The sequence below is a fragment of the Spirosoma rhododendri genome (assembly GCF_012849055.1).
In the GTDB taxonomy this organism is placed as follows: Bacteria; Bacteroidota; Bacteroidia; order Cytophagales; family Spirosomataceae; genus Spirosoma; species Spirosoma rhododendri.
Map to the genome: position 1 here is coordinate 1,908,542 of NZ_CP051677.1, position 21,574 is coordinate 1,930,115.

General features: G+C 52.8%; 14 protein-coding genes. 10 read left to right on the forward strand and 4 right to left on the reverse strand.

The genetic code is table 11. The features are described 5' to 3' along the window. Window positions 1–483 precede the first annotated feature (483 nt). The 4 genes from HH216_RS07900 (at window position 484) to HH216_RS07915 (ending at window position 6,581) form a co-directional block, all read left to right on the forward strand. Window positions 484–2,937, forward strand: coding sequence for a carboxypeptidase regulatory-like domain-containing protein (locus HH216_RS07900; RefSeq protein ID WP_169550329.1), 2,454 nt, complete (start codon window positions 484–486; stop codon window positions 2,935–2,937). Window positions 2,938–3,009: 72 nt separating this feature from the next. Continuing rightward, entirely contained in the window at window positions 3,010–3,816 is an 807-nt protein-coding gene (gene ispE, locus HH216_RS07905; protein WP_169550330.1) for a 4-(cytidine 5'-diphospho)-2-C-methyl-D-erythritol kinase, read from the forward strand. Window positions 3,817–3,878: 62 nt separating this feature from the next. Then, window positions 3,879–4,487, forward strand: coding sequence for a cytochrome c oxidase subunit 3 (locus HH216_RS07910; protein WP_169550331.1), 609 nt, complete (start codon window positions 3,879–3,881; stop codon window positions 4,485–4,487). 123 nt (window positions 4,488–4,610) lie between these two features. Further along, window positions 4,611–6,581 (forward strand): M1 family metallopeptidase, encoded by a 1,971-nt coding sequence (locus HH216_RS07915; RefSeq protein WP_169550332.1) that lies wholly within the window; start codon window positions 4,611–4,613, stop codon window positions 6,579–6,581. Window positions 6,582–6,653: 72 nt separating this feature from the next. Here HH216_RS07915 and HH216_RS07920 read toward each other — a convergent pair whose 3' ends face one another. The 4 genes from HH216_RS07920 to secA all read right to left on the reverse strand — a co-directional run bounded on the left by HH216_RS07920 (window position 6,654) and on the right by secA (window position 13,441). After that, window positions 6,654–7,592 (reverse strand): 3-oxoacyl-ACP synthase III family protein, encoded by a 939-nt coding sequence (locus tag HH216_RS07920; RefSeq protein ID WP_169550333.1) that lies wholly within the window; start codon window positions 7,590–7,592, stop codon window positions 6,654–6,656. 137 nt (window positions 7,593–7,729) lie between these two features. Then, window positions 7,730–8,875: a glycosyltransferase gene (locus HH216_RS07925; protein WP_169550334.1), complete on the reverse strand. Its 1,146-nt coding sequence runs from the start codon at window positions 8,873–8,875 to the stop codon at window positions 7,730–7,732. 18 nt (window positions 8,876–8,893) lie between these two features. Continuing rightward, entirely contained in the window at window positions 8,894–9,976 is a 1,083-nt protein-coding gene (locus HH216_RS07930) for a DUF922 domain-containing protein (protein ID WP_169550335.1), read from the reverse strand. 75 nt (window positions 9,977–10,051) lie between these two features. Next, window positions 10,052–13,441, reverse strand: coding sequence for a preprotein translocase subunit SecA (gene secA, locus HH216_RS07935; protein WP_169550336.1), 3,390 nt, complete (start codon window positions 13,439–13,441; stop codon window positions 10,052–10,054). Between the two features lie 252 nt (window positions 13,442–13,693). Here secA and HH216_RS07940 point away from each other — a divergent pair, with 252 nt between their 5' ends. From HH216_RS07940 to HH216_RS07965, 6 genes are all read left to right on the forward strand, one after another. Then, window positions 13,694–16,099, forward strand: coding sequence for an SLBB domain-containing protein (locus HH216_RS07940; protein ID WP_169550337.1), 2,406 nt, complete (start codon window positions 13,694–13,696; stop codon window positions 16,097–16,099). 14 nt (window positions 16,100–16,113) lie between these two features. Beyond that, window positions 16,114–17,187, forward strand: coding sequence for a GNVR domain-containing protein (locus HH216_RS07945; protein ID WP_169550338.1), 1,074 nt, complete (start codon window positions 16,114–16,116; stop codon window positions 17,185–17,187). Further along, window positions 17,184–18,170: a GDP-mannose 4,6-dehydratase gene (locus HH216_RS07950; protein WP_174842702.1), complete on the forward strand. Its 987-nt coding sequence runs from the start codon at window positions 17,184–17,186 to the stop codon at window positions 18,168–18,170. Before HH216_RS07945 ends, HH216_RS07950 begins: the two co-directional genes overlap by 4 nt. Window positions 18,171–18,561: 391 nt before the next feature. Continuing rightward, window positions 18,562–19,851, forward strand: coding sequence for an oligosaccharide flippase family protein (locus HH216_RS07955; protein ID WP_169550339.1), 1,290 nt, complete (start codon window positions 18,562–18,564; stop codon window positions 19,849–19,851). 86 nt (window positions 19,852–19,937) lie between these two features. Then, on the forward strand, window positions 19,938–20,669 hold the full coding sequence (locus tag HH216_RS07960) for a hypothetical protein (protein ID WP_169550340.1): 732 nt from the start codon (window positions 19,938–19,940) through the stop codon (window positions 20,667–20,669). Between the two features lie 137 nt (window positions 20,670–20,806). Continuing rightward, window positions 20,807–21,535: a hypothetical protein gene (locus tag HH216_RS07965; RefSeq protein WP_169550341.1), complete on the forward strand. Its 729-nt coding sequence runs from the start codon at window positions 20,807–20,809 to the stop codon at window positions 21,533–21,535. The last annotated feature ends 39 nt before the right edge of the window (window positions 21,536–21,574 follow it).

Sequence of the window (21,574 nt, forward strand, 5' to 3'; positions counted from 1 at the left end):
ATGAATTTCGACATATGAACTTTTGGCCTGCCTGACCGACGGGGACCGTAATCCAGTTGCTCATCGCGTTCTTCGTTGACGGACTGATTTATTTATCGAGCCACTTGTGTATAACTGCTTGATAATGAAACAGGAGTTTGTATGTAAAGCGAAGGCATCTGTTGCTGGATAAATCGATTTATCGCCCCCTGAACGCACTGGAGTAGTGTATCGGTAATTAGTATCACGGCTGTTCTCTCTTGATGAATCCAGCAAACAGGCACTGGCTAAATCCGCTTGTAACAAACACCGTCAGGCCGTTTTTTGGAATGGCGAACGTACGGTATTCTGAGCGAGTGGCTGTGACTAGATTGGGTAGTCAATGTCGAAATTATTGTGTCTTCCGTGTTGATAGCCAATCACCTGACACCATAGGCAGGAGTTTGTCAGACCCTCACCTGCTGTATTTGGTTGCCGGACATGCAACTTGACTGACGTAAGTCGATGACATCAACAAAATTGTATAAGTGGAGTGTAGTGCTGCTGTTGCTGCTTAGCGGTATGCCGGTGCTTGCCCAAACAGATTCGCTGTTGCTACAGGCCGACCGGATGCTGGCCTGGAAAGCATACGGACGTGCTATAGATACGTACACGCAACTGCTCAACGCTACACCTAACCAACTGACGCCTGTGCAGAAAATACGGGCGCAGACGCAGCTGGCGCAGGCGTACCGGCAGACAGGCGATGGAAGTAAAGCCGAGCGGATATACCGTCAGCTAATCGACGGTGGTAAAAATACCGACGCCCGGCAGATGTTGTACTACGCGCAGACCCTTGCCGGGAATGGTAAGTTTCAGGAGGCACAACGGCAGTATGAGCAGTATCTGCGGGTGCGTGACAGCGTGGCTACCCGGCAAAAAGGGGCGCGGCCATCGGGTATAGCGGGGAACGTCGACGGCCGTCGGGGGAGTGTCGCATACCGGGTCGAGTACCTCGCGCTCGACAGCCCCGGTGAAGAATTTAGCCCGGCTTTTTTTCAGAACGGTCTGGTGTACGTGGCCGGTACGCAGGGTGGTACAACAGTGAAAGGCAAGGGAGGGGGAGCTGGATTTTTGGATCTCCTCTATGTGCCCGACCGAAATAACCTGCCTGCTACAACAGTAATCGGCAGTAACGGGCAGGAAACACCCGTTACCAGTAAGCGAGTGCGGTCAGAACGAGTGCTTGGTGACGACGCTTACACCCGGCCGACGGCTAATGATTCGCGGACGGTACCCGGTTTTGAAGGAGGTATCACCATTGCGAACGGGCTGGGTTACGAAGGGCGTCCCGTCAACGAAGCGCGACGGTTCGACAAATCGATCAATAGCCGATACCAGGAAGGGCCCGCAACGTTTAGCGCCGATGGGTCGCGCATTATTTTCACCCGGAATGATGAGGTTGTCCGCCGTGGGCCGAAAGATAGCACTGCCGTAACCCGGCTGAAACTGTACACTGCCCGGCAGCAAAACGGCGCGTGGGTCGACGTGGAAGAGATGCCATTCAACAGCGATCGTTATTCTGTGGGGCACCCCACACTTAGCCGGGACGGACAGCGGCTCTACTTCGTATCGGATATGCCGGGCGGCTTTGGTGGTACGGATCTGTACGTGGCCCGGTCCGCCGGTGGGCGCTGGGGGCAGCCGGAGAACCTCGGCGAAACGATAAACAGCGCCGGAAACGAATTATTTCCGTTCGTCGACGAGGCCGGGAACCTGTACTTCGCGTCGGATGGGCGGCAGGGGCTGGGCGGGCTGGATATTTTCTTTGCCGTGCTTTCTAATGAGGGTGCGGGGCGGACGATCGAACACCTTGACGCGCCTATCAATTCGGACAAGGACGATTTTGGGCTCATTACCGACGCGATGCGCACGGGCGGGTACTTCAGCTCGAACCGTCGTGATGGGAACGACGATATTCTTCGGTTTACCCGGCAAAGCTCGCTTTACGATTGCCGCGACCTGACCGTACGCGTGTACGATACCGAAACCGACACATCGATCGACGGCGTGACGGTGCTGGTACGGTCGAAGAGCGAGGGGCGTACCGATCAGACGCTCCGCACCGACAGTACTGGTACAATCCGGCTTTGCCTGGATCGTAGCGCCGATTTTATGTTTGAGGTTAGCCGCGACGGGTACGTCAGTAACACGGTAGGCTTCAACACCCGTTACCTGACCGACGATCAGCCATCGCGGCTGGAAATCGGGCTGACTAAGCCCATTCCTATGATCGACACGATCAGTACGCGCTCGGTCAACGTAACTAACTCGGTCGTGCTGACGGTCAACCGGGTGCGGGGCGTTGTGTTGAGTGAGAAAGATCGTCGTCCCATCAGTGGTGTTCGTGTGCAGCTACGCAACGAATGCAACAAGGGCGTACGGGAGGTAGTTACTGCTGCCAATGGCCAATACTCGTTTGACCTGGTACCGGGCTGTGATTACACGCTGACGGCTTCCAAGCCCACGTTTGGCACCAATACCCGTAAGATTAAACGGCTGCCGAAGAAAGAAAAGCCGCGTGAGCTATCGACCGATCTGAAAATGCTGAGTGTGGGCGACGTCATCACGATGGATAACATTTATTACGAGCCTGACCGATTTGCGCTCAATCCCAGCGCAAGCCGCGAACTCGACCGGCTGGTGGCAACCATGCAGCAGTACCCGTCGCTGATTATCGAAATCAGATCGCATACCGATAGCCGGGGCGACGCTGGGACTAACAAAATTCTGTCGACGCAGCGGGCTAACTCGGTCGCCAATTACCTCAACGCACACGGAATCAGCCGCTCCCGGATTCTGGCGCGGGGTATGGGCGAATCGGCTCCGGTCAATAACTGCGTCGATGGGGTAATCTGTACGGAAGCTGAACACCAGCGTAACCGCCGGACCGAATTCAGAGTCGTGGAAATCAAGTAAGAAACCATGCCGATTGCGCCGGGTTTCGCCCGGTGACCGGTGTCATATGCTGGCTGGTGATACCTTTGCAGCATGGTTACGTTTCCAAACGCGAAGATCAATCTGGGCCTGCTAATTACCGACAAACGGTCCGACGGCTTTCACAATCTACAATCCTGCTTCTACCCGGTCGACTGGACAGACGCGCTCGAACTGATTCCCGCCCCGACGCTGGCATTCAACAGCACCGGCCTGCCGATTCCCGGAGATCCCGCGCAGAATCTATGCGTAAAAGCCTACGAGTTGCTCCGCGCCGATTTTGCCTTGCCACCCGTCCGGATTCATCTGCAAAAAAACGTCCCGATCGGTGCTGGGCTGGGTGGGGGGTCGGCCGATGCGGCATTTACCCTGCGCCTGCTTAACGACCGGTTTTCGCTCAACCTAAGTACGAGTCAGCTTGAAGACTACGCCCGCCGGCTAGGTAGCGACTGTGCGTTTTTTATTCAGAACAAGCCGGTCTATTGCACCGAAAAAGGCGACGTTTTCGCGGAGATAGCTATCTCGCTGAAGGGCTACTACCTGGTGCTCATTTATCCGAATCTGGTTATCTCGACGGCCGAAGCCTACGCCCGTGTACGCCCTCAACAGCCAGAAACACCTCTGATTAATCTGCTGTCGCAACCCATTACTTCCTGGCGCGACACAGTCAGCAACGACTTTGAGACCAGCCTGTTTCCGGCTTATCCGCTGCTATCGGCGTTGAAAACGCAGTTGTATGCGCTGGGGGCAGTATATGCCAGCATGAGCGGGTCGGGATCGACGATCTATGGGATTTTCGACGCCCCTCCCGCCGACTTAAACCAATTTGCTCAATACCGCGTTTGGCAGGGTAAGCTTTAAGCCTGTCATTGAGCCGGTTCGGTTCAACTTGCAAACCTGCGCAGGCCACTCAATCTGTTCTGATGAGTAACATTGTCACGAAACGGCGGGAGCCGTTCCGCTTTATGGTCTGGCTGGGTATCGCCAGCAGTGTCATGCTGTTTACGATTCTGCTGGGGGCTTATATCGTCCGTCAGGAAGGCCCCGGCTGGGCGAACGTAAAATTGCCGACCGTCTTTCTGATCAGTACCGTTGTGATTATGCTCAGTAGCCTGACGATGCACAACGCTGGTCAGGCGTTTCGGCACGAGCGATTCGGCAGCTACCGCACTAACCTGGGTACGACGCTGGTGCTGGGGTTTCTGTTCATGATTTTGCAGGCCTGGGGCTGGCGGCAGATGATTCGGACGGGTGTCAGACTGGAAGGCAACCCCGCCGGTGGCTTCGTCTACATACTGTCGGGTATTCACCTGCTGCACATTCTGGTTGGGCTCATTCTGCTCGGCATCGCCCTGACCGAAGCCCTCCGCCGACGTCCCTACGTCGACTCGTTTGTGTACAGCGTTAACCCGCCCAATCAGTTAAAAATCCGCCTGCTGACGCTCTACTGGCATTTTGTCGATGTGCTCTGGATAGGTTTGTTTGTCTTCCTGCTTATTCACCACGGCGTCGACCTGCCCCTGTCGTTATAGCGGCATTGACGACGTTCCGGGCTGTCTGCTTTCGGGTGGGGCTGCGAGAAATCTATTCCGGTAGTAGTGTCGGCCCGGCGGCTTCTTCCGTTATTTGTTTACGCATCTAGTTTTTAGCAATTCATGAACAAAAACAAACTCTGGCTGGGGTTATGCCTGCTGAGCCTGACGGCGTCGGCACAAACGCCCCCGGCTTCGACTCCATCAACCAAGTATGATCCGCTGACCCTTTTCAACCCGGTGTTTAATATGCAGCCGGGCACTGAATTTCGGGCGGGCAGCGGTGCCCCCGGCCCCCGCTACTGGCAAAACCGGGCCGACTACCAGATCGGCGTTACCCTCGACGACGCGCAGAAAACTATTTCGGGTGAAGTAACGATCACGTATAAGAACAACTCCCCGGAGTCGCTCAACTACCTGTGGCTGCAACTCGATCAGAACGCTTTTGCCGATACGTCGCGGGCCAGCAAAACGACACCGATTACGGGTGGTCGCTTCGGAAATCAGGGGTTTGCGGGTGGCGTGGTGCTGAAGAGTGTGCAGGTTGAGCAGGGAAAAACCAAGTTCGCTGCTGTACCCTACACCGTCACCGATACTCGGATGCAGGTTCGGCTAGCTGAGCCGGTGAAACCCGGTGGCGACGTGGTAAAAGTGAAAATTGCTTACTCGTTTACCATTCCCGAATACGGATCGGATCGGATGGGTCAGCTACAGCGTCGGGACGGCATTGTCTACGAAATCGCACAGTGGTACCCCCGTATGTGCGTGTACGATGATGTGCAGGGCTGGAACGTGCTGCCGTACCTGGGTGCGGGTGAGTTTTACCTCGACTATGGCGACTACGAATATGCCGTTACCGTGCCCTGGGACCATATCGTAACGGGTTCCGGTGAATTGCTTAACCCCAACGACGTACTGACGAGCGAAGAGGTGAAGCGGCTGGCGCAGGCATCGCGCAGCGACAAAACAGTAATCATTCGCGGAAAAAATGAGGTGACGAACGCCAATACGCGGCCCAAACAGTCGGGTACGCTGACGTGGCGGTTCCGGTGCCAGAACACGCGCGATGTGGCCTGGGCATCCTCGAAAGCGTTTGTCTGGGATGCGGCCCGGATCAACCTGCCCAGTGGCAAAACGGCGCTGGCCCAGTCGGTGTATCCGGCTGAGAGCGCAACCGATGATTCGTGGAACCGCTCGACGGAGTACGTGAAAGGATGCATCGAGTTTTACTCGAAATACCTGTACGAGTATTCATACCCCGTAGCAACTAATGTCGCTGGTATCGTTGGCGGAATGGAGTATCCGGGCATCGTATTCTGCGACCACAAAGACAAGAAAGGCTCGCTCTGGAACGTAACCGACCACGAATTTGGCCACAACTGGTTCCCAATGATCGTGGGTAGTAACGAGCGCAAGTTTCCGTGGATGGACGAAGGATTCAACACGTTCATCAACACACTCTCGACGGCTAACTTCAACAAGGGCGAGTACAACAATGAGCGCGGTACGATGCACGACCTGGCCCCAGCTCTGTACTATCCGAGTGAGCCAATTATGACCATTCCCGACGTACAGCAGCCTCGTGCTCTGGGCATTCTGGCGTATTACAAGCCCGGTATGGGATTGAAACTGCTGCGCGAATCGGTTTTGGGCCCAGAACGATTTGACTATGCCTTCAGAAAGTACGTAGACCAGTGGGCGTTTAAACACCCGACACCGCAGGATTTCTTCCGCAGTATAGAAAATGCGGCTGGTGAAGACCTCGGCTGGTTCTGGAAAGGCTGGTTCTACGAGACTTGGAAACTCGATCAGGCGATTAAGGATGTGCGCTACGTCGACGGCTCTGCTGCCAAAGGGGCGCTGATTTCAATCGAGAATCTGGACCGGCTGGCCATGCCTGCCACACTTGAGATTACCGAAGAAAACGGTAAGAAAGGCCGCGTGAATCTGCCGGTTGAGATCTGGCAACGCGGTGCTACCTGGACCCTCCGCTACAACTCGACGGCACCCATAAAGTCGGTGGTACTCGACCCCGACGAACAGCTGCCGGACGTAAACGAGAAAAACAACACCTGGACCGGTACGGCGCAGTAAGCTGACGCGATGAATCACACAAAAAGGGAGCCCCTGATGTCAGGGGCTCCCTTTTTGTGTACCGACTGTATGTTACGCTTCGATCAGCATGGCCCCGTAGGAGTATCCCCCACCAAAGACCGTGATGACAATATGTTCGCCTTTTTTAAACGTGTCCCACTGCTCCGACAGGGCGATGCCGCAGCCCGCACAACCCGTGTTGCCGTACCGCTGAATGTTGGAAATCAGCTTTTCTTCCGGCAGGTTGAGTGTGTTCATTACGTTGCGGGAGATGCGCAGGTTTGCCTGGTGGGGCAGCACATAATCGACATCCTCCAGCGTCAGGCCGCACCGCTCCAGTACCTGTAAGCTGGCTTTTGGCATGTACTGACAGGCGTTGATGAAGACATCACGGCCGAATGGCATTACCACACCGCCGTCGATAGGTTTCATCACAACAGCGGTTGTCGCTTTGGCGGTATGAGCGGCTCCGCCCGTCAACAGGGCTTTGATTTCGAAGTCGCTGTCGCTTTGCCGCTCCTTCGTAACCAGCATGGCCGCTGCACCGTCACCCCAGAGGTGGCCCGAGACAGTGTCTTTATCATTGTTGTAGGCCGTGTTGTGCTCGCTGACGATGACCAGTGCCCGCGTTGCTTTGTTGAGAGCAAAGTACCCTTCAACAACTTCGACCGCGTTGATAAACGATGAACAGGCCGTTGATATCGACACAACCGGAATATCGGCGATGCCGAGTTCATGCTGCGCTTCGTGGGCCAGTGAAACGATCGTGTCGTAGGGGGTGTACGTAGCGCCTACGATCAGATCAACCGTAGAGAGATCGGTTTTTGCCTGCAACGCCCGAACAACGTCGAGCGTCATGGTATTTGTGTTCTCGCCCGGAGCGGCTTTCCGGCGTTCTTCGATACCAGTTCGTTCAATAATCCACTCGCTGGAGAGTCCGTTGAGTTCGGTGAAGTGTTCGTTACTGATTACCTGCGAGGGCAGATAATGACTGACTGCGTGAATGTACATTCTAGCCAAAATAGGTAAAGCAATAGCAACCCGTTGGGTTTTGAGTCCGAAAGTTAAATCCTTCCGGGAAAGTATGGTATTGCTCATTAGAACAATACCATACTATGTTCTCATTGCTATAATTTAACGTCAAAAAATTATACTTTGTTGGGTCGATGCGGTTGTAAAACTGTCCTGTAAAACGCGCGCAGCTTTTGCGCTTCGCTTTCCCAGTTGTACTCAAGTTCCACTGCCCGTCGACCCCGTTCGCCCATTAATCGGGCATCATCGGGGTGCTTGATCAGATACTGCAACGCCTGAGCGATCTGGTTGGCATCCGTTGCATCCACACATAAACCGCACCGATGTTTGTCGACAATTGCCCGATACAGCGGAAAATTGGCAGTGATGACCGGTAGTCCCAGTGCCATGTATTCGAAAAGCTTTGTTGGATAGGATTCAGGGTAATCGCCGACTGGTTTGAGTAGCGCCAGCCCCGCTGTTGCGTGGGCCGCCGTAGGCAACGCGTCTGCCTGCCGGGTGTAGCCGTAAAACCGCAAGTTATCGTGTACCGCATCGAAGCCGGGAAGCTGTGTCATGGCATCATCACTAAACGTTTGTCGACCAAACAGATGCACCGTGAATGAGGAAACCTGATTTTTCAACCGGGCCAGTGCAGCTACCAGCGTGTCGAACGCCCGCTCGAAGCTGATCAGGCCGATGTAAAAAAATTCAGGAGCTACCGGATTGGGCATATAAGGACGTCGAAACGTGTCCAGAAATGCTAGTTCGGGGTAATTGTAAACGACCACCGAGGGATGGCGCATGTTCTTGTAGGTGTCGAGGTAGCCGTGTTCGGTGAAGATGAGGTGGAAATGCCGTTGCGCCATCGCGTCGAAACGGAGAAACTGTTGCACCAGCCAGTTACCCTGCAATCGCCGTTTCTGATCCAGTTTCCGGTACAGATTCTCATGCACTTCGTACATCACCGGAATGCCCAGCAGCCACTGAATCAGCCGGGATACCGGCAGGAGTTCGGGGTCGTAAATATGGAGCAGCGACGGGCGCAGCCGAAGGGCGTAGTACAGCACCAGCGGATGAGCCAGAAGTAACCGAACTGGCAAGCGCTGGGAGTAAGGAAGCCAGATTGTTCGGGCATTGGCAGGCCCCTCTGTTTTCGGTACGGCAGGAAGCAGGGCAATCAGGTCGTAATCGGCGGTCAGACTCGGTATCACCCGGTTTATCAGCCGGGGATCGGTGGGGGGGTGGGCGGTGCTGACGTGCAGAATACGCGTTTTCTTCATTGAACAAAGGGCGTCGGCTTAGCGGGCAAGGCCATAGCTACGCAGTTCGGCGTCGATTTTCTGGTTCCAGAACGCCTGTGCCGCCTGATTGATGCCGTGCTGCGTTTCGCGGTCGTACTGCTCCTGTAGCTTATTCATGTCGCGAAACGATTCGATAAACTGGTACTGAATCTCGCTGTTGTAATCCGCCAGCGTCAGTGTTTCGGGCGTCAGCTTGCGCTTGAACCGTTCGGCAATCAGCTTGGCGATGTCGAAATGCCGCTGCTCGTGGTTGAGCGAATACGCATTCAGGGCTACATCCCGCACCCACGACGAGTGCTTCAGCATATATGCCTTCACCAGCAGATGAGCAGTAATAGTGCCATGTTCGACGGTGCTGCGGCCTTCGTAGGCAAAACTGGTAAACACCTCGGCGGCATAATGACTGCCCGAGCGGGGCCGGGCCTGAAAGTCAGCCCAGCTGAGCGGCCGGTCGGGGTTGTAGTGTACCGTATCGTCGTCGGTGCTGCGCGCATCGTCGGCAAACTCGACGCGCAGGGTAGTCGCTAGTTTTTCGTTGCGGTCGATTTCCCGCTTCATGTATTCGTTCAGGCTCCGTAGCGATGCCGTCAGCGATTGCCGGATTGTCTGTTCTACGACCGCCGTCTGCCCCATTGGCCGCGTGTAGCTGGCACCGCCCCGGTAGGTCGTTAGTCGGGTGCTAATTTCGGAATCGTCGTCGTTCTTACCGATCAGATCAAAGGCGATCGTCGCGGCAAACTGTCCCGATACACGATTACCCGATGATGTCTCAGTGAGTTTGAACTGCACCAGCCGCATCGCAATCGGGCGTAGTTTCTGGTCGTTTCGGAGCGATCTATTAACGAATTCACGGATACCCCCCGTCAGGCCGCCCGCCAGATCAACCGCCTGCGCCGACTGATCGGGGGCCACGACGAGCCGGATGGCTGGGCCGCGTTCGGTGCGCTGATCCGTAACGGTGCTGATATAGAAACCGGTTGGTGTAAAGGGTAGCTGCGCAGGCTGAAGCCGGATTGGATCGACAGCATTGGCAGAAAATAACTCGATGAACAGCCAGAAAAACGAAAGTAAGGAGAGCATCGTAGCGGGGCCATTAACCAAAAAATGCCCATCGAATTTACCATCCGATGGGCATTTTTACAAGGGCTTTAGCCGCTACTCGATCAGCATTGCCTTACCGCTGACGACATCGTTTTCAACCGTTTTGAACTTCACGTCGCGCTTCACCGACCCATCGGCATACTGCACGCTGACGCGGGCGTTCCGGTCGACTTTCATCACGCGGGTGGGTACCTGCGGAGGCATTGGTGGAGCACCAGCTCCCATTGCGTTGTTCTCCGCCATCCGCCGGGCATATTCTTCGGGGCCCGTCGCGAGGTGATCGTCTTCGAAATCCTCCTGATTTGTGTGTAGTTCTGGCTGCGGTGCCGGACGCTGATTGGTCGGCGCCTGCCGAATTTCTTCGTGGATCTCGGCTTCCTGCTGCGCCGGAATATCGGCTTTGGTCAGGAAGCTGATCGTATCGAAGTTAACCTTGTTCAGGAAGCGTTTGAACAGCTCGACCGACTCAAACTTGTAAACCAGCAGGGGGTCTTTCTGCTCGAATACGGCGTTTTGTACCGACTGCTTCAAGTCATCCATTTCGCGCAGGTGCTCTTTCCATTCCTGGTCGATCACCGACAGCGTCACGGCTTTTTCCATCTCCATCACCAGATCGCGTCCGCCACCCTCGACGGCTTTGCGCAGATCGGCCACGATTTGTAACTCGTGCATGCCGTCTGTAAAGGGCACCACGATATTGCGGATCATGTGTCCCTGCTCGTCCAGTACCTGCGTCAGTACGGGCAGCGCTTTGTCGGCAATGGCCTGGTTTTTCTCCGCATACTGCGCTTCAGCCTGGTTGTATAGATGGCGGACGACGTCCGGCTTTTTCATCCGGTTAAACTCGCTTTCGGTCAGTTGCGACTCCAGCCCTAGCGTCGTCAGCAGTTGCAGGTTGATTTCGTCGATGTTGCCTTCGGCGTTAATGACGGTTTCTTCCACCACGTCATACATCGTATTGGCGATGTCGAGCGGCAGGCGATCGCCGAACAGCGCGTTTCGCCTACGTTTGTAGATCGCTTCACGCTGGTAGTTCATCACGTCGTCGTATTCCAGCAGCCGCTTCCGAATGCCGAAGTTGTTTTCTTCGACTTTCTTCTGCGCCCGTTCGATTGATTTAGTAATCATCGAGTGCTGAATGACCTCGCCTTCTTCCAGACCCATCCGGTCCATAACTTTCGCAATCCGGTCGGAACCGAACAAACGCATCAGGCTATCTTCCAACGAGACAAAGAACTGCGACGTACCGGGGTCACCCTGACGACCAGCCCGACCACGCAACTGCCGGTCGACCCGGCGCGACTCGTGCCGCTCGGTGCCGATGATCGCCAGACCACCCGCTGCTTTCGATTCGGGAGTCAGCTTGATGTCGGTACCACGGCCAGCCATGTTTGTCGCGATCGTTACCGTTCCCGGCTGACCCGCCGACGAAACGATCTCGGCTTCGCGCTGGTGGTACTTGGCGTTGAGTACCTGGTGTTGCACCTTACGAAGGGTCAGCAGTCGGCTCAGCAGTTCGGAGTTCTCGACTGACGTTGTACCGACCAGTACCGGACGGCCTTTTTCGACCAGGGTGGTTATCTCGTCGACAACGGCGTTGTACTTCTCGCGCACCGAGCGGTACACTTTGTCCTCTTCATCCTGGCGGCTGATCGAGCGATTGGTCGGGATAACAACCACGTCCATCTTGTAAATCTGCCAGAACTCCGATGCTTCCGTCTCAGCCGTACCGGTCATACCCGCACGCTTGTGGTACATCCGGAAATAGTTCTGGAGCGTTACCGTCGCGTAGGTCTGCGTTGCGTCTTCAACCTTAACGTTTTCTTTGGCTTCAACGGCCTGGTGCAGCCCGTCTGACCACCGGCGACCTTCCATGATCCGGCCCGTTTGCTCATCGACGATTTTTACCTTACCGTCCATGATGACGTATTCGGTATCACGTTCAAACAAACAATACGCTTTCAGAAGCTGGTTGACCGTGTTGATACGCTGCGTTTTAACGGCGTAATCGCGCACTACCCCTTCTTTGTGCAGAATTTTCTCCGGCTCGGTAAGTTCACCACTCTTGTCGATGACGTTCAGGTCAATCGACAGGTCGGGCAGAATAAAGAAGTTCGGATCTTCACCCGAGCCCGTGATGTAGTCAATTCCTTTCTCGGTCAGATCGATGCTGTTGTTCCGCTCGTCGATCGTGAAGTACAGGGGTGCATCAGCTTCGGGCATCAACTTTTGGTTCTCGGCCAGATAGATCGACTCCGTTTTTTGTAATAGGGCCTTGTTACCCGTTTCGCTGAGGTATTTAATCAGCGGCTTGTGCTTGGGCAGACCCCGGTAGGCCCGGAACAGCGACAAGCCGCCTTCTTTTTCATCACCAGCCGCAATCTTTTTCTTGGCGTCGTTGAGGTAATCGTACACCAGTTTGCGCTGTGCTTCCACTACCCGAGCCACGCGCGGCTTCAGTTCGATATAATCCTGCTCATCGCCACGTGGCACCGGGCCACTGATGATAAGGGGGGTCCGGGCATCGTCGATCAGTACCGAGTCGACCTCATCGACCATGGCGTAATGGTGCTTGCGCTGCACCAATTCGCCCGTTTCGCGAGCCATGTTGTCGCGCAGATAGTCGAAACCGAATTCGTTGTTGGTACCGTAGGTAATGTCGGCGAGGTAAGCCTGCTTCCGCTGGGGTGAGTTGGGCTGGTGCTTGTCGATACAGTCGACGCGCATGCCGTGAAACTCGAACAGCGGAGCCATCCACTCCGAGTCACGTTTAGCGAGATAATCGTTGACCGTCACGATATGGACGCCACGCCCGGCCAGACCGTTCAGAAACGCCGGAAACGTAGCGACCAGCGTTTTACCCTCACCTGTTGCCATCTCGGCAATTTTGCCCTGGTGCAGCACGACGCCACCGATGATCTGTACGTCGTAGTGAACCATGTCCCATTTGATGGGCGTACCGGCAGCATCCCACTGATTGGCCCAGTGTGCCAGCCCACCGTCGATCACGACGTTTTTCTTGCGGGTAGCAATCTCCCGGTCGAAGTCGTTGGCCGTCACGGTCAGCTGCTCATTGGTTGAGTAACGCCGGGCGGTTTCCTTCACCACCGCGAATGCGCGAGGCAGAATGTCGAGCAATACCCGTTCGAGTTCAGTGTTCCGATCCGCTTCGAGTTTGTCGATCTGGTTGAACAGCCGCTCCTTCTCATTGACGTCAACGTCGGGATGGGATGCCTGTTCGTTCAGGTCAGCGAGCTGGTTATCGATGCCCGCCAATTCGTCGGCAATCTGCGCTTTCAGCTCAGCTGATGCCTGGCGCAGTTCGTCGTTGGAAATGTCTTTCAGCCGGACAAATTCGGCGTTGACCTTCTCGACGTAAGGAAGTAGTTCTTTGATGTCCCGCTGCGACTTGGTACCAAAGAATTTAGCGATCAGGTTGATCATTTAATTTGAGTCGTTAGTCAAAAAGTCAGTTGTCGGCACGGCATAACCGCACACATTATAACGTTCAGAACGGCAAAAAAGAGTTCCTGACCGTGTCTGATAGTCAATTAATTTTGGCACAAAAGTAGTGGATAAAGCCCGTACTACCGCAAAACCACGGGTTGCACCGGCATACCTTATCCACGGGCTAGCACGTTTCGGGTGTAATCCATTACTTTTGTAAATCAATTTTAGGCCCAAGGGCCACCATTCATGTTTACTACCGACAAATTGTCATTCTTTACACTTTTTGTCCAGTATCTGCGTGTTGCGACTACCTGTTTCGTGCTTGTTGCGGTTACGGACGTATACGCACAACAGAAAACGCCATCACGCGTCGATCAACTAAGTGACGAACAGGTTGCTGAGTTCTATCGGCGGGCGCAATCGAGTGGACTTAATGAGTTTCAGATTGAGCAGGCGGCCATGTCGCAGGGCTACACGCTCGACGACATTGCCAAGATGCGCAAGCGAATAAACACCATCCGTTCACAGGGAAGTCGCCCCACCAGTCAGACGGGTATTACTGGCAATACGCAGTCGGGAACTACTACCGGTCGGACATTACCCGGCGATCTGTCGCAGCGCTACGATTCGCTGGACACAAACCGTCAGCGCGATACCACGAAGCGATTGAAGGTGTTCGGGGCATCGCTTTTCGAGAATGCCAGCCTTTCGTTCGAGCCAAACCTCCGTATTGCCACTCCCCGGAATTACGTTGTTGGCCCCGACGATGAAATCAGTATCGACATTGCCGGTGCTGCATCTGATAATTTTCAGTTAAAAGTATCACCCGAGGGAACCGTTAAAGTACCGAACATTACCCCAATTTACGTTGCTGGACTGAGCATTGAGCAGGCTGAGCAACGAATCATTGCCCGGCTGCGGAAAGCAGGGTATCAGGGGTTGGGTGTACCGGGTAGCGGAACTACCGCCAACGTCGCTCTGACCAATATTCGTAGTATCCGCGTGACTATTGTAGGCGAAGTCGTTCGACCGGGTACCTATACGATCTCTTCACTGGGATCGGCGTTTAACGCGCTGTACCTTGCGGGTGGACCGAATCCTGAAACAGGCTCCTTCCGTAAGATAAACGTCATCCGTGGTAATCGGGTGGTACGTACGATCGACCTCTACGATTTTATCCTGCGCGCCGATCAGCGCGATAACGTTCGGTTGCAGGATCAGGACGTGATCCGGGTAGCTGATTATGATACCCACGTCACGATGACGGGTGAAGTCCGGCGTCCGGCTATTTTCGAGGTGCTGCCCGGCGAGACGCTGAAAACTGTACTTGGCTTCGCAGGTGGCTTTTCCGATGAAGCCTATCGGGCGTCGATCACGTTGCGTCGGAACACGTCGCGCGAACGGCGGATCACCACTATTTCTGAAGAAGAGATTGGGCAGTTCGTTCCAAAACCCGGTGATCGGTACATCGTCGGGCGGATTCTTAACCGTTACGAAAACCGGGTTCAGATTGCCGGTGCTGTCATGCGTCCGGGCGATTATGCTCTCGAACCCGGCCTGGAAACGGTTAAGCAACTCATCCGTCGGGCCGATGGTCTTCAGAAAGATGCGTTTATGAATCGCGCCATTATCATCCGCGAACGGCCGGATATGGACGTCGAAAGTATTTCGTTTGATCTGGGTAAGCTGATGCGCGGTGAAGAAAACGATGTGCCTCTGCTCCGGCAGGATAGCATCACTATCCTGTCGATCCGTGACCTGCGCGAGCGGTATTACGTTACTATAGAAGGGGCAATCAACAAGCCGGATACGATCGATTTTATCAATAATATGGGCATAGGTGATCTGATCGCCCAGGCTGGCGGCTTTCAGGAAGGAGCCAAACCTAATCTGATCGAAGTGGCCCGGCGCATCCGCAGCGATTCGGCGGGTATCCGAACGACCAATCTGGAAAAGTACCAGTTTGCCATTGACCCGAATTTGCGGATTGTGCCGGGTAGTCCTGCTTACGGCTTCAAGTTGGAACCCTTCGATATTGTCTACGTCAGAACGTCGGCTAACTATGAAGCACAGCGACAGGTCAATGTCTATGGAGAAATTATGCAGCCAGGTAATTACGCCATCGTTACCCGGCGCGAGCGCATCTCCGACCTGATTCGGCGGGCGGGTGGTCTCAGACCCGAAGCCTATCTGTCGGGAGCGCAGTATATTCGTAAGGGCGAGATCATCGGCAACGACCTGCAAACGATTCTGAACGACAGTACGGCCGAGAGTAACTTGCTGCTCAAAGGCGGAGATACATTGTATATTCCCCGCCGTTCGGAAACTGTCGACATACAGGGAGCTGTATTAAATCCATCGGTGACCAGTTACAAAAGCAGTTACGACTTCAACGACTACATCAGCGAAGCGGGTGGAATCACCGACAATGCCCGTGGCGGCAAAGCCTATGTTATCTATCCGAATGGCCGAAAAGATCGCACGCATCATTTTCTCTTCTTCCGCTCCCGACCAAGAGTAGAGCCGGGTTCAACCGTTATCGTACCGTTTAAGCCATTGGACCAGAACCGACTAAGTCCGGCTGAACGAATAGGTATACTCTCGCTGCTGACGACCGTTTCTATCGCTCTGGCCAATCTGTTACTCCGATAAAAGACTAACCTATTATGTCTGTAACAGAAAATTATCAGCGCAAAGACGAAGACGCGATTGAGGTCAGCGTAGCGGACATCATCGGGTTTTTTCGGGACAACCGGCGACGCATTCTTGTGGGTGCACTGATCGGGTTATTTCTCGGTGCTCTCTACGCCTTCTCCAAACCGAACGTTTACACTGCGCAGGTTTCCGTGATGCCGGAGATACAGGCGAAGGGATCCGGTAGTCTGGGTGGTTTGGGTTCATTAGCAGGACTTGCGGGAATCAACATTGATAACCTGAGCGGTCAGGATGCCATCCGGCCTGATCTGTATCCTAATGTGCTGCAAAGTATTCCGTTTGCGCTGTATCTTCTAAAGCAGCCCGTTTCTTCGGCTAAGCTGAAGAAGCAACTCCCCCTGTCGGCTTATATGGACGAAACGGGTAAAAGCTGGCTTGGCACGTTGTTCGCGACCGATAAGGCTGATGAACAGTCGGTGAAGCTGCCGGTGAACCCGCAGCTCATCGAACTGACAAAGGAGCAGAACGACAATATAAAAGGAGTTTTGGCGACCGTGACCGGGACTTACGACAAAAAGACGGGTATTCTGACAATATCGGCTACTGAGCCTGAAGCCGTTATTGCTGCAACGACGGCACAGAACTCCCTGAATTACCTTACCAATTACATCACAACCTACCGCACGGAGAAGTCACGGCGCCAAGTGGAGTTTCTGCGTCGGCAAACTGCTGAGGCAAAAAGTCGATACCAGGCTGCAGAGTATGCATTGTCGAACTACCGCGACAGCAACAGGGCTATTTACCTCAACACAGCCAAGCTGGAGGAACAGCGCCTACAGGCTGATTACCTGCTGACGCAATCGGTATACAATGAACTATCAAAGCAACTGGAACAGGCTAAGATCAAGGTTCAGGAAGAAACCCCGGTTTTCAAAACGCTGGAGCCTGCTTCTGTGCCTCTGCAGAAAAGTGGCCCGAAGCGAACAATCATCATGATTGTAAGCGCGGTGATTGGTGCTGTATTAGTTGCAGGAATACAACTCGTCCGGGCATTCTTGAGTAGAAATTCAGCCCTTAGATCATGAAAAGAGCGCTAATCTGTGGCGTATCAGGACAGGACGGTGCATATCTGGCCAAGCTGTTGCTGGAAAAAGGCTACGAGGTGTATGGAGGATCGCGCGATGCACAGATGTCGTCGTTTACTAATCTAAAGCGGCTCGGTATCGATAAGCAGGTCAAATTACTGTCGATCAGCATCAATGATTTTCGCTCTGTTCTACAGACTATTTTAAAGGTAAGACCCGACGAACTGTATAATCTGGCCGGGCAAAGTTCGGTCAGTCTCTCATTCGAGCAGCCCGTCGAAACGTTGGAAAGCATTAGTGTCGGAACGCTGAACCTGCTTGAAGCGATCCGGTTCAGCAACCTGCCCATCCGGTTTTACAATGCTGGTTCCAGCGAATGCTTTGGCGACACGGGCAGTATGGCGGCCGACGAAATGACGCCTTTCCGACCACGTAGTCCGTACGGAGTCGCCAAAGCGGCTGCGTTCTGGCAGGTGGCCAACTACAGGGAAGCTTACCGATTACACGCAAGTACGGGCATTTTGTTCAATCACGAGTCGCCACTGCGTCCGGAGCGATTCGTGACACAGAAGATCGTTGCTGCCGCGTGCCGAATTGCTAAAGGTAGCCCTGAAAAGCTGGTGCTGGGTAATATCGACATCGCCCGCGACTGGGGCTGGGCACCCGACTACGTTATGGCAATGTGGTTGATGTTGCAGCAGGAGCAGGCCGACGATTACGTAATTGCAACCGGAGAGACCAACAAACTGCGTGATTTTATTCAGGTTGTGTTTGATAGCGTCGGTCTAAACTGGAAAGAACACGTCTATTCGGATCAGTCATTGTTTCGACCAACTGACATTATCGAAGGACACGCCGATTCGGCCAAAGCGCGGCTTCACTTGGGCTGGAGGGCAAGCCATAACATGGAAGATGTGGTCCGGATGATGGTTCAGGAAAAAGTAAAAGCGCTGAAGGAGCAGTCCGTAAAGGTTATCCTCTGATTGGTACTACTATCTTCCGTGACGATGTTGATTGAAATGGGCCAATATGATAAACAAGTTGGCTTTGAAATGAAACAAGCGTAAATGATCGTACTATGTTCGAACGTGTTGCTAACGCCATTCTTCATTGCCAAGATAGGCCTGCGTTACCTACACACTCTGTTAAGCAGCGTATCATCCATCATTATCGGCAAAAAGACGGATACGACGTACTGGCTGAAACGGGTATCTTGCCTTCTGCCTGTAGCCTGCCATGTCGAAAAATAACTGTCTGTTAGTGGAGATCAGGCCAGAGCAGTAAAACCATTGTACTTCAGTCGACGGTGATCGGCTATACCAACATTCTATCGATTTGATCAATTCAGTATTTATAAAAAACGCAACTTGGAGCTTGGTTATCCGCATAGCCAGTGTTGGGTTGAGCTTACTGTCGGTTTCCATTTCGCTTTCCTACCTGGGAAACCGGTCATACGGCATCTGGGTAACGCTGAGTTCTCTGCTGGTATGGGTAAATTTCTTTGATTTTGGTCTGGCCAATAGCCTGCAAAGTCAGCTTGCTCAGGCCATTGCTACCGACAAAATTGAATATGCACGTTCCCTTATCAGCACCAGCTACGCGATCATGCTCCGCTACGTGGTGCCTGTGCTCTCGCTCATCGTGGTGGGCATATCGCTGAGTTTAAACTGGCCGACGCTACTTCATACGGGTGGGGTTGCCGATCCGTCGCTAGCCTGGGCCATTGCTTTACTCGGCGTCTTCACCACGCTGCAACTGACCCTCAAATCAGTTTCTGCTCTGTTGTTTGCCTACCAGAAAACCCGTTTCAACGAACTGATCAACTTTATTATTCAGGCGCTGATGGTCTTGCTGGTGGCGGCCCTTCGGTTTCTGCCATCCCGGTTCATTGATCCTTTCCTGGCCGTTGTGCTGATCAATGCCCTTATTCCGGTGCTGGTATGGTGCCTTGTCAGCTTTTACGTATACAAGCGGATGTATCCTGCCCTCAGCCCATCCGTTCAGTCTGTTCAATGGGATCAGACCCGAACACTGCTACACACCGGATTCCATTTTACTATTCTGCAGCTGTACGGCATTGCCTTGTTTTTCACGGATAATATCCTGATTGCTTACCTTTTCGGGGCTGGCTCGGTAACGGAATACAGCATTATTATGAAGTATTTCTCGGTGCTGACGCTGTTCTTCGGTATGATACTCATGCCGTACTGGTCGGCGGTGGCTACTACCTACGCCCAAAACGACAGTAAAGGCACTATTAACCTGATGCGTACGGTTACGGGGGTTTTTCTATTGATGATGGTGGGAGGAGGAATCCAGTTTTTGCTCAAAGACTATGTGATTAAGCTCTGGACGGGCTTAACAGTAGCCAACTACTTTTATCTGGCCCTCTGGATACTGATTGCTACGTTACTGGCTATGTTTAACAATATTTACACTATTTTTTTAAACAGTGCCGGTAAATTACGCTTGCAGGTGCTTGTGGCCATAGCCGTTATCATCCTGAATCCGGTGCTCTCAATACTGGCCGTGAAAGTGTTTCAGTTCAAGATAGAAGCGATTCCCATTGTCAACATACTGTGCCTGTTGTTATACGGCTCCGTGGCAATTATACAAGTGGTCAAGCTGTTGCAAAATAGGGCAACCGGTATCTGGAATAAGTAAAAGAACGGACTATGCAAAAAAAAGCGTCTTTTCGAATTTTCGTCATTCATCACTGTCCGTTGAATGATGCCTATTACCAGGCATCCATGCTGGATTACCTCACGTTCATCAACGTAAGTCCAAATCCTATTTCGGTAAACGAACGGTACAAAACTCTCAGACTAACTGAGTTTCGGAACTTCAAACCACTAGGCAAATGGTACACCGAATCGGAGGTGATGTACAACCTGTACTATAATCAGGAGTTGTACAGCGACGTCGATTACATTGGTTTTATTCAGTACGACATGGACTCCTCCGGTATCGATGTGCAGACCATTCAGAAATTACTACAACAGGAGGATCGCGACCTGATTCTTTTTCAGCCATTCACGTTCAGGCAGGATTACAATCAGAAGATACTAATGGACCCAGAAAGACCGAATACATTACAGGGAGAAGGATTGAACTGTTACGAAACTATTTTTGCCGACTACAACGCGTACTACAAGGAAAATTACCAGACGCAAAACTTTAACGAGCAGGTGATTGGATTATGTTCGGCGTTTCTGATCCGGACAAGTTTGTTTAACGAGATGATGGAGTTTGCTGTCTCAATCGTTGAAAGCGGAAAACTAGACCGGTTCGACACCAATCATCAGTACCGAATTCAGGGTGGTTTACTGGAGCGGTACTATGCCGCGTGGCTATTGTTGAAGAAAAAACAGTTCAATACGATATCCTTGCCGCACAGTTTTGACGGGAGCCACGCTCAGATGAGTTTTTACGAGCGCTTTCGGTTGTTTATTTCCAAAAAGGTTAATGCTTTCCGGAAGTAAAGAACGTAATGGGCAAGCTCATTCCTGCCGGTTGCTTATCGTGTAATTGTGCGTCGGGTCTGTCTGATGATGTTGAAAATTGACAAGAGTTATGCGAGTAGGTAGATATCTGATATTACTACAATATTCATAAATCAATGATGCCTGATAATGCGATTTGTATATTACTGACGGGTACTATTGAGCCAAAAAACGTACCCAATTTAAAGCGGGTTGATCCGCTTGAACGGGAACAGGATTATTATTACGCTCTCAACAAATGGATGCAGCTTGAATACCCTATCGTTTTTGTTGAAAACAGCGGGTATAATTCTGAAAAAATAAACACTCTTTTTGCCAAGAGAAAAGACTGCGAATACATCCGGTTTGAGAGTCAGGTCAGCTATTTGGGCAAGAGTCACGGCGAAGCAGAAATAGTAAGCTTTGCGTTCAGAGAATCCAAACTGCTACGCTCAAGTAACGTTATCATAAAGTCATCCGGCAGGCAGTTTATCAGCAATACGCTGCGCATATTGTCAACAATATACGAGGAGGAATTCTACGTGATAAGCTGGCTTAAGCGACGGCTTCGCTACGCAGATTCCCGCTTTTTTATTGCAAGAAAAGAGTTTTATGTAGACTATCTTCTGGAAGAATTGATGCATATCAACGAAACAGATCACGTTTACTTCGAGCATGTTCTGGCAAGGGCAGTGCATCGGTGCCTGGCAGATGGAAAGCAGTGGGCCTCGCCAAAGGCGTACCCCATTTGTGAGGGTATCTCCGGAACGGAAAATATGCAGTACAAAACAGGTCTTTACAGTCGATTGAAGGGAGAGTTAATCATAAAACTCACAAACCGACTACTCAAGAACGATTATCTGTAACATTGATTTGACCTCATGACCTTCCAACTGAGGTTGATC